The sequence below is a fragment of the Streptomyces milbemycinicus genome, from assembly GCF_002154605.1.
GTDB lineage: Bacteria > Actinomycetota > Actinomycetes > Streptomycetales > Streptomycetaceae > Streptomyces > Streptomyces milbemycinicus.
This window is the reverse complement of sequence record NZ_MUNE01000601.1, coordinates 1-8,670: the sequence shown is the minus strand read 5'-3', so window position 1 is coordinate 8,670 and position 8,670 is coordinate 1. Positions and strand designations below refer to the sequence as shown.

The following is an 8,670-nucleotide window of genomic DNA, read 5'->3' as shown; positions in this document are numbered from 1 at the left end:
GATGAGGACGTCGGCGCGCTCCACGAGGTCGAGCACGGCCGCCTGGCCCGGCTCGGTCTTCAGGTCGAGCAGCACCGAGCGCTTATTGCGGTTGGACAGGTCGTACGCCGGGTCGACCTTCAGCCCGCCCGTGCCGCCCGGCCGGTCGACGCGGACGACGTCGGCGCCGAGGTCGGCGAGGAGCATGGCGGCGAACGGCCCCGGCCCGATCCCCGCGAGCTCCACCACGCGCACCCCTGCCAACGGGCCGTGCTCTGTCGCCGCCATGCCGTCCCCAAACCTTATGACACCACTGCTGTAACACCGCTGATGCTAAGAATGCGCCCGGCATTCCACAAGCCCCCACGGCGAGCCTGTGGATAACCGGGCGGGCGCTCAAAACACCTCGCTCACCAGGCATTTGACCGCCCGAGCCGGACGGGGCGCGGGCCGCCGGTCCCTCAGCCGGCCCTCTCCACGCTAGCGGCAGACGCCGACAACGGCCGCTCGGGCACGAGGTGGTCATCGGGTGCGTCCGGGTCGGTGAGCCGGGCGAGACGCTGGGGAACATTGCCACCGACCAGCACGATCACCACCAGAGTGAGCCCGAAGGTGAGCACCGCCAGCGCCCGTCCGAGGGACATGCCCTCCGCCAGGTGGGCGCCCAGCACCGGCGCGACCGCGCCGCCGAGCGCCCCGGAGTTGTAGACGAAGCCGAGGGACGCGGCCCGGGTCTCGGTCGGGAAGTGGCTCGCGATGTACTTGGGCAGGATCCCGGAGATCCCCTGGCTGAGGGCGAGCAGGAAGAAGAGCAGCACCCCGAGCCCGACCAGGCTGTTCTGCACCGCGAACACCGGGAAGACGAAGGCCAGCGAGGCCAGGAGGGTCAAGGCGTACGCGCGGCGGGTGCCCAGCCAGTCGCCCATGAACCCGGCGAGCCAGCAGCCGGCCATGGTCCCGAACCCGGCGTAGAACATCATGTCCGCGACCTCGCCCGGATCGTAGCCCAGCTCCTTCTTCAGATAGGTGGGCAGCAGCGCCTGGATGGGCCAGCTGTAGAGGAACGCGCAGAACACGGTGCACATCAGCGCCATGTACAGCACCCAGCGCCGCCGCCCGCCGAGCTGCGCGGCGAAGGCGAACAGACAGCCCGCCGCCACCAGCGCCAGCGGCCACACCATCCCCTCGCCCACCGGGGTGAAGACGCAGAACAGCGCGACGCTCGCGGCCACCGCCAGCCCCGTGTTCAGCGAGGCCCGGCGGCGCCCGGCGAACAGCGGCCGGAACGGGTTCGGGCGCGGTCCGCTGCCGGTCGCCTCGCTCCAGTCCCCGCTCTCCGGGAGCGCGCGCCGCACCCACAGGGCCACGAACACGGGCAGCACCCCGATCCAGAACAGCCAGCGCCAGCCCCAGTGGGGCACGACCCACTTGTAGAGCTCGGCGGCGATGATCGAGCCGCCCGCGAACCCGGAGATCAGAAAACCGGAGGCGCGGTTGCGCAGCCGGGCCGGCCAGCTCTCCAGGGCATAGGTCGCGCTCGCGCTGTACTCCCCCGCCATCCCCATGCCGATCAGCAGCCGGGCGGTGAACAGGCTGAAGTAGTCCCATGCGAAGCCGCAGGCGAACGTGCCCAGCGAGTAGAGCAGAATGCTGACGATCATGGCGGGTTTGCGCCCGTAGCGGTCGCCCAGCGCACCGAGCAGCGCACCGCCCAGCCAGCGGGTGATGAACGCCCCGGAGACCAGGGAGGCCGCCGAGGCGTCGCTGAGGTCGAACTCGTCGGCTATCTCCGTCAGGACCAGCGTGATCAGGACAAAGTCGAAACCGTCGAGCAGATAGCCGATCCAGGCGGCGAACATCGCCTTCCACTGCCGGAGGGAGACTTCCCGGTACCAGGGCAGGGGTGTGGTCACGGCAAGAGTCCTCCATATTCCAGAAGTTGACGGACTGACTTCACAGCGGCGTCGCCCAGCGGCACCTGGGGAGGGGTGGTGGCCGGGCAGTCGATCACGCCCAGCAGATGCAGGGCGGCCTTGAAGGCGCCGAGCGCGGAGGAGCTGCCCCCCATGGCGGCCGGGTCGCCGACGTCGGTGATGGCGAAGAGGGCGACCAGCCGGTCCTGCTCGGCCGCCGCCCGCTCCCAGCGGCCCGCCCGCGCATGCTGGTACAGCCGTACGTAGCCCTCCGGGTCGACGTTCCCCAGGCCCGGGACCACGCCGTGCACCCCCGCCAGCAAGGCGCCGTCCACGGCCAGCTCGGAGCCGGTGAGCACCGAGAAGGAGGTGTGCAGCCCGCGCCGGCGCACCTCGACCAGGAGGCGGCGCAGCGCGCCGTCGTCCCCGCTGCTGTCCTTGAGCCCGGCCAGCGTGCCTTCGGCGGCGAGCGGGAGGACGGTGGCCGGGGTGAGCTTGGTGTGGACGGAGGCCGGGATGTCGTACGCGAACAGCGGCAGACCGGCGCCGCCGCGGATGCGCCGGAAGTGGTCGGCGATCTCCACCGGGTGGGTCCGGGTGTAGAAGGGGGCGGTGGCGACGAGCCCGTCCACACCCGACTCCACCGCCGTACGGGCGTGGTCGAGCACCCGCTCGGTGGTCATGTCGATCACCCCGGCGAGCACCGGCACCCGCCCGGCCGCGGCCTCGGTCACGGTCTCCAGGACGACGCGCCGCCGACGGTCGCTCAGATAGGCGGCCTCGCCGCTGGACCCGAGGACGAACAGGCCGCTGACCCCGGCACCGATCAGCCGCTCGGCGAGCGCGGTGAGGGAGCGGGTGTCGACCTCGCCGGTGGGGGTGAGCGGGGTGCACAGGGGCGGGACGACACCGGTGAGCGGGGTCGGCAGACTCATGGAGAACCTGGCCTTCTGACGATCGTACGAATATTTCAGTCATTCAGGACGTCGGACGTCCCATGTTTGCGCTGAATCTGACGGAGCGCCAACACGGTGTCAAGCCCCCGGACCCGTCGGCGTCCGTTCAGCGCGCCGTCCGAATCCCGCCAGCATCGGGCGGCCTCCGCGACCAGCATGGACGGCATGACCAAGAACTACGAGATCCGGGCCATCGCGCCCGAGGTACTGAAGCAGCTGCGGATCAGCGACGACGCGGGCAACCCGCCGCGCATGGTGGTCGACGAGGAGGGCGACAACCCGCTGCGCTGCTGCCTGGGCCGCAGCCGGCCGGGCGAGACGATCGCGCTCGTCTCATACGCCCCGCTGCGCCGCTGGGCGCTCGAGACCGGCGCCACGCCCGGCCCGTACAGCGAGATGGGCCCGGTCTTCATCCACACCGAGGACTGCGGCGGCTGGCCGGGCGGCGGCTACCCGGACGCCATGCGGGGCGAGCGGAGGGTGCTGCGGGCGTACACCGCCGAGGGCTCCATCCTCAGCGGGCTGCTGCTGAACGGCGGGGATATGACGATCGAGGAGGGGCTGGCGGAGGTCTACCGGAATCCGGAGGTGGCCGCGGTGCACGTACGCGCCGTCGAGTTCGGCTGCTTCCACGCGGAGACACGGCGGACGGCCGGCTGAGCGGCGCCGCGCGCGTACGGGGGTCGCGCGCGCGGATGGCGCGTGCGCCTGGCGGGCGCGGGCTTACGTGCCTGGCGGGCGCGGCTTACGCGCCTTGTGGGTACGCCTCACGCCCCCGCCAGCGCCCGGCGGCACAGCGCGTCGGCCCGCCGCGTCGTCTCCGGCAGTCGGTAGTCGCGGGCCAGGTGCAGCGCGTACGCGCAGGCGTCCGCGAGGGTCACCCGGTGGCCGACGGAGACGAAGACCGGCTTCACGCCGTCCTGGGTGCGCAGCGCGCGCCCCACCTCTTCCGCCCCGTCCAGGAGCGGTGACCACTGACCGCGACGCGGGCCGGGGGCGTCGTGGGCGAAGGTGAAGGGGTTCTTGGCCACGCCGATGGTGGGCAGCCCGGTGAGCACCCCCAGATGGCTGGCCAGCCCGAAGCGGCGCGGGTGGGCGAGGCCGTAGCCGTCGCAGACCACGACGTCGGGGCGGTGCCCGAGGCGGTCCAGGGTGCCCAGCGCGTCGAGGACGGCCGGAATCTCGCGGAACGCCAACAGGCCCGGCACATACGGGAAGGTGACCGGGCCGACCGCCGTGGCCTCCCCCACGACCACGAGGCCGCGCGGGTCGAGCGCGACGGCGGCCGCCGCGACCACGCCCCGCTCGTCGTCGTACGCGACGTCCACGCCCACGACGGCGCCCGCGCCGCTGCCCGGCGCGGGCAGGTCGCCGCCCACCAGGACGGAGCCGCGCAGCCGCTCCTGGACGGCGGCCGCCTCGGCCTCGGTCGTCGGCCAGCCGGGCGGGAGCTCGTAGGTGGGCTCAGCGGTGGGCCCCGGGTCGGATGTGCTGGTCATGGTGCGCCCTACGCTACTAGCCTCGCGATCATGTTCGTATTGGAGCTGACCTACACCGCGCCCCTCGATCGCATCGACGCGGCGCTCCCCGACCACGTGACGTGGTTGCAGGGGCTCTACGCGTCCGGCGACATCATCGCCTCCGGCCGCAAGCTCCCGCGGGACGGCGGGATCATCCTGGCGGTCGGCGACGACCGCGCCAGGATCGAACGGCTGGTGGCGACCGACCCGTTCTCCGTCGCGGGCCTGTGCGAATACCGGATCACCGAATTCCTGGCCACGAAGACCTCTCCCGAGCTCGCGGCCCACCGCCAACAGCCGCCGTCCTGATCCGCCCCCGGCCGGGCCGACCTCCCGACCGGACTTGTCCTCTGACCGGACTTGCCCCTGACCGGACCTACCTCCTGGCCGGCTCCAGACGGGCGACGCGGCCCTGCTCGCCCGCCGCCCAGCAGCCCAGGTCCGGGGCGCAGTCGACGGTGTCGTACGAACCCTGGTCCACCGTGCGCCAGGTGCGGCCGCCGTCGGTCGTCACATCCGTACCCGTCGGGCCGACCGCGAGGGCGGTGCCGCGGCTGTACGGCAGCCAGGTGACGCCCGAGCGGTACGCGGGCGGCGGCGCGTCGGCCACCGTCCAGACCGCCCCGCCGTCCGCCGTAACGGCCGCCGCCTTCGGGGACGGCTGCCCGGCGCGGTAGTCGCCGCCGACGGCCAGGCCGGTGCGGGCGTCGCGGAAGGCGAGCGCGAAGACGCCGCGCGCCGGGTCGCCCGCCGGGAGCGGTGCGTCGGCCACCGTCCAGGTGCGGCCGCGGTCGGCGGAGTGGAACACGCGCGCGGTGGCCGCGCCCCCGGTGGCGAACCACGCGTCCCGGCGCCCGGCACTGACCAGGCACTGCCCGCCGGCTGCGAACGCCGCCTCGCCCGGCTGCGCGGCGGGCATCCCGTCCGAGGGCAGCACCCGCCAGCTGCGGCCGCCGTCGCCGGTCGCCAGGACGCGGTACTTGCCGTCGACCGGGTCGCTGAGCGCGATGCCGTTGCGCGCGTCGAAGAAGGTCAGGCAGTCGTAGAAGGCGTGCGGATCGGTGTTGCGGAAGCTCTCCGTCCAGGTCGCGCCGGCGTCGTCCGTACGGAAGACCCGGGACGCCTCGCCCTCGCCGATCGCCAGCACCACCGCGCGCCGCGCGTCGAATGCCTCGATGTCCCGGAACTCCAGCCCCTCCGCACCAGGGGGCGACACGTTGCGCCAACTGCGCCCGCCGTCGTGCGTACGCAGCACGGTCCCCTTCGAACCCGCCACCCACGCCGTCGTACGACTGACGGCGGCGAGCCCGCGGAACCGGGCGTCGCTGCCGCTGGCCTTCAGCCGCCACGTCGCGCCCGACAGGCCCTCCGCGCGCTCTTGTCGGGCCTGCGCCGGCGCGGCGGCAACGGCCGATACGAGCGCCGCGCCGCACAGCCCGGCCGCTGCCGCGCGTCTCAGCGTCCCCGTAAGCCCCTTGAGTCCTGTGAGCCCCTTGGTGGTCTTCTTCTCCGTCATGGCGCCGGAAGCTAGCCCATTGGTGGGACGCCGTCCACGGACGAGTGGCGCGGGACGTCGAATCGCGGGACCGGTTGGGCCTTCCTATCCGGCCATGGAGATCGTCCGGCGGTGCACCTCCGGCGCCCTCCGCTACCGGATGGCCAACGGCCAGACCGAAAATCCCGTCCGCCCCACGGCGGTCGCCCGTACGGACTCGGGCCAGATCCTCGTCCGCGGCGACCTCCGGGTCGAGACCGCGACCGGGCCCCGCCAGGAGACCCGCGCGACGCTGTGCGGATGCGGGACGAGCGCGAACACCCCGTACTGCGACGGATCCGGCCCCTGCGGCAGCCGACCCTAGCCGTTGTCCCAGCCGTCTCCCCCGCTACGGCCGGGCGCCGGGGGCTCGTCCGTCGCCTTGGTCGGCTTGGCCGGCTCGGTCGGCTTCGTCGATTTGCTCGGCTCCGCGGCGGGCGGCTCGGTCGTTGACGTGGTCGGCTCGGGAGTCGCGGTCGCGGTCTGGTCCTGGCTCTGGGTCGGCTTGGGCGTGGCGCTCTGCGTCCGCGTCGGGGTCGGCTGCCGCGTGGCCGGGGCCCGGGTGGGGGTCTTCGCCGTGGACGGCGTCTCGGAGGCAGATGTGCTCTTCGACGCGCCAGACGTGCCGGGGGCGGACGACGCCGACGAGGGTGCCGTGGACGAGGACGGCGACCGCCCCGGCGACTGGTCGGCGGCGGCGCCGGAGGGAGCGCCCTTGGTGGAGCGCCCGGAGGAGGCGTCGCCCGGGGCCCCGTGTCCCGCCGCGTCCGACCGTGCCGACTCCTGCCCCCACGGCGACGAGGTCGCTCCCGGGGACGACTCGGACGAGGGCTGAGAGGCCGCCGTGCCCTGCTCAGGTCCGGACGAGTCGCCGCCCGTGAGCACCAGCCCGGCCGCGACCGCCGCCCCCGCGAGGGCCAGCGCACCGGCTCCGGCCATGACCGCGACCGGCCGGCCGGCCCGGCCCGCCCGTCGCCGCGCCCGGTGGCGCGGGGGGCGGTCCTCGGACGTCCGGGCCGGGAGCTTCACCGTGTCGGCCGCCGGGCCCTCGTGGGCGCCACCCGACGGCAGGGAGGACAGGGCGGCCACCGCGCCGCCCGCGCGGGCCAGCGGCACCAGATAATCGGCGGTCCCCCGGGACAGGAGAACCATCAGGGCAGGACCCACCAGCGCGGACAGCCGCGCGTCGGCCGCCATCAGCTGCTCCACCCGCGTCCGGCAGTCCGCACAGCCGGCCACATGGATCGCGACCTGCTCCGCCTGGGTCGGCGAGTCCGCGCCCCGTACGTGCTCGGGCAGCCGCTCCCAGCACCACCCACAGGCCGGGTCGGCCGGGCCGCCCGGCTGGGCCCGTAGGAAGTGCTGGCGCATACCGTCCCGGGCCCGCTCCAGCGCGGCGGCGGGGCTCGTACCCGCCGCCGCCCGGCGGCCCACCTCCGCCACCGGCGGCTGCTGCTCCGCTTCCGCCTGCCACAGCGCCTTCACCCAACGCTGCGGCAGATCCTCGATGACGCGCGCGAGCAGGTCGACGTAGGAGACGCGCTGCGCCCGGTCGCGGCTTGCGGCGGACATGGCAAGGTCACGCACGGTGGCCTTCAGGGCGGCCGGAACATCACCGACGGCCTCACCGGACCGCAACCGCCGCCACACGAGAAAGTACGCCTCGGCGACGGCGTCCTCGGCCGGCCATGGGGTGCCGATGAGGGTGCGGGCGTAGCCGACGAGGTGTGGATGGTGGTCTTGGTGGAGCCGGATGTAGGTATCCGCGTCCAGCGATGCGGGACCTTCGGTCATGGTGGAACAACCCCTGAGGTGATGCCGCGCCGCAGCCGCTGTTTTGTAACAGCTCAGCACGGCACCTGAGACTTTGCGTGGATTCCGCAAGCCTAAATGTCGCATCTCCACCCGAAAATATGGTCGTGACACACGTCACGTCCGCAGCGGGTGCACTGGGGTCGTAGCCCGTACGTCTTAAAGACGTAGAGAGGCAAGGACCCGCACCGAGCCGCAAGGAGCAGGCGTTGTGACCACCACCGTCATCGATCAAGCCGTCCAGGCCCGCCTCATCGCGTCGACGCCCGAGGCACGCGCCATCCCCGCATGCCTGCGCTACGAACGCGAGGACCCGTTCGCCGTGCGCGTCTCCTTCCCGCCCACCGCGTCCCTGGACGGGGAGGCCGTGGAGTGGACCTTCGGGCGCGAGCTGCTGACGGCCGGGCTGCGGGGCCCGGCGGGCAGCGGGGATGTGCTGGTGTGGCCGTGCGGCCCGCACCGCACCGTTCTGGAGTTCCACGCCCCGGAGGGCATGGCCATGGTCCAGTTCGACACCGACGATCTCCAGCTCTTCCTCGACCGGTCGTACGCCCTGGTGCCCGAGGGCAGCGAGAGCGCGCGGCTGGACCTCGACCACGACCTGGCCGTGCTGCTGCGGGATGCCTGAGGGGGCAGGGCGACCGGCGGTGCCCGCCGCGCCCGGCGCCAAGGCCGGGCCGCCCCCTCTCCCGGGCACCCTGCTCCCCTGCCGCCCACTCCCCGTCTACCCCCCTGCTCCGTCGGCGTCGCTCGCCACCGCTCCTCAGCCGGCCGCCGCCAACGTGCCCGAGAGCGTCACTCCGGTGACCGCGACCGCCACCGCCGACCGCACCTGACCGAGCGCCTTCTCCAATGCGGGCCCCACCTGGCCGCTGCGCCGCGCAAGCTCGGCGATCCGGGCCTTGTGCGCCCTGGCGTCCGCGGCCGTCACGACGGTCCGCAGCTCGCCCGCCGCG

The 8,670-nt window shown here is 73.6% G+C and carries 10 protein-coding genes and 1 pseudogene; 4 read left to right on the top strand and 7 right to left on the bottom strand.

From position 1 onward, the window contains the following. From CCN51_RS40115 to CCN51_RS40105, 3 genes are all read right to left on the bottom strand, one after another. On the bottom strand, positions 1-267 hold a 267-nt coding region (locus CCN51_RS40115), incomplete at its 3' end, for a CoA transferase (protein ID WP_211303292.1). A 173-nt stretch (positions 268-440) separates the two neighbouring features. Then, on the bottom strand, positions 441-1,838 hold the full coding sequence (locus tag CCN51_RS40110) for a sialate:H+ symport family MFS transporter (RefSeq protein ID WP_238545618.1): 1,398 nt from the start codon (positions 1,836-1,838) through the stop codon (positions 441-443). Positions 1,839-1,888: 50 nt separating this feature from the next. Continuing rightward, positions 1,889-2,827: a dihydrodipicolinate synthase family protein gene (locus tag CCN51_RS40105; protein WP_014175244.1), complete on the bottom strand. Its 939-nt coding sequence runs from the start codon at positions 2,825-2,827 to the stop codon at positions 1,889-1,891. Positions 2,828-3,013: 186 nt separating this feature from the next. On the opposite strand from CCN51_RS40105, the gene CCN51_RS40100 reads away from it, so the two are divergent. Continuing rightward, entirely contained in the window at positions 3,014-3,508 is a 495-nt protein-coding gene (locus CCN51_RS40100; RefSeq protein ID WP_014175245.1) for a DUF1203 domain-containing protein, read from the top strand. Positions 3,509-3,615: 107 nt separating this feature from the next. Here CCN51_RS40100 and CCN51_RS40095 read toward each other — a convergent pair whose 3' ends face one another. Beyond that, positions 3,616-4,347: an endonuclease V gene (locus CCN51_RS40095; RefSeq protein ID WP_014175246.1), complete on the bottom strand. Its 732-nt coding sequence runs from the start codon at positions 4,345-4,347 to the stop codon at positions 3,616-3,618. Between the two features lie 30 nt (positions 4,348-4,377). Here CCN51_RS40095 and CCN51_RS40090 point away from each other — a divergent pair, with 30 nt between their 5' ends. Beyond that, entirely contained in the window at positions 4,378-4,677 is a 300-nt protein-coding gene (locus CCN51_RS40090) for a YciI family protein (RefSeq protein WP_014175247.1), read from the top strand. 67 nt (positions 4,678-4,744) lie between these two features. Here the strand turns inward: CCN51_RS40090 and CCN51_RS40085 are convergent, their stop codons facing one another. Next, positions 4,745-5,884, bottom strand: coding sequence for a WD40/YVTN/BNR-like repeat-containing protein (locus CCN51_RS40085; RefSeq protein WP_014175248.1), 1,140 nt, complete (start codon positions 5,882-5,884; stop codon positions 4,745-4,747). 94 nt (positions 5,885-5,978) lie between these two features. Here CCN51_RS40085 and CCN51_RS40080 point away from each other — a divergent pair, with 94 nt between their 5' ends. Further along, positions 5,979-6,227: a CDGSH iron-sulfur domain-containing protein gene (locus tag CCN51_RS40080; RefSeq protein WP_014175249.1), complete on the top strand. Its 249-nt coding sequence runs from the start codon at positions 5,979-5,981 to the stop codon at positions 6,225-6,227. Here CCN51_RS40080 and CCN51_RS40075 read toward each other — a convergent pair. Beyond that, positions 6,224-7,696 carry a zf-HC2 domain-containing protein gene (locus CCN51_RS40075; RefSeq protein ID WP_014175250.1) on the bottom strand — a complete coding sequence of 491 codons (1,473 nt, stop codon included), beginning with the start codon at positions 7,694-7,696 and terminating at the stop codon, positions 6,224-6,226. The genes CCN51_RS40080 and CCN51_RS40075 overlap by 4 nt on opposite strands. Positions 7,697-7,925: 229 nt before the next feature. On the opposite strand from CCN51_RS40075, the gene ssgD reads away from it, so the two are divergent. Continuing rightward, positions 7,926-8,342 (top strand): spore wall synthesis regulator SsgD, encoded by a 417-nt coding sequence (ssgD, locus tag CCN51_RS40070; protein WP_014175251.1) that lies wholly within the window; start codon positions 7,926-7,928, stop codon positions 8,340-8,342. A gap of 135 nt (positions 8,343-8,477) precedes the next feature. Here the strand turns inward: ssgD and CCN51_RS40065 are convergent. Continuing rightward, positions 8,478-8,670 (bottom strand): annotated as a pseudogene (locus tag CCN51_RS40065) (GOLPH3/VPS74 family protein); the annotation flags it as partial.

Coding starts and splice junctions, on each gene's coding strand:
- CCN51_RS40110 (WP_238545618.1), bottom strand. CDS start 1,838: ATGTTCGCCGCCTGGATCGGCTATCTGCTCGACGGTTTCGACTTTGTC.
- CCN51_RS40105 (WP_014175244.1), bottom strand. CDS start 2,827: ATGAGTCTGCCGACCCCGCTCACCGGTGTCGTCCCGCCCCTGTGCACC.
- CCN51_RS40100 (WP_014175245.1), top strand. CDS start 3,014: ATGACCAAGAACTACGAGATCCGGGCCATCGCGCCCGAGGTACTGAAG.
- CCN51_RS40095 (WP_014175246.1), bottom strand. CDS start 4,347: ATGACCAGCACATCCGACCCGGGGCCCACCGCTGAGCCCACCTACGAG.
- CCN51_RS40090 (WP_014175247.1), top strand. CDS start 4,378: ATGTTCGTATTGGAGCTGACCTACACCGCGCCCCTCGATCGCATCGAC.
- CCN51_RS40085 (WP_014175248.1), bottom strand. CDS start 5,884: ATGACGGAGAAGAAGACCACCAAGGGGCTCACAGGACTCAAGGGGCTT.
- CCN51_RS40080 (WP_014175249.1), top strand. CDS start 5,979: ATGGAGATCGTCCGGCGGTGCACCTCCGGCGCCCTCCGCTACCGGATG.
- CCN51_RS40075 (WP_014175250.1), bottom strand. CDS start 7,696: ATGACCGAAGGTCCCGCATCGCTGGACGCGGATACCTACATCCGGCTC.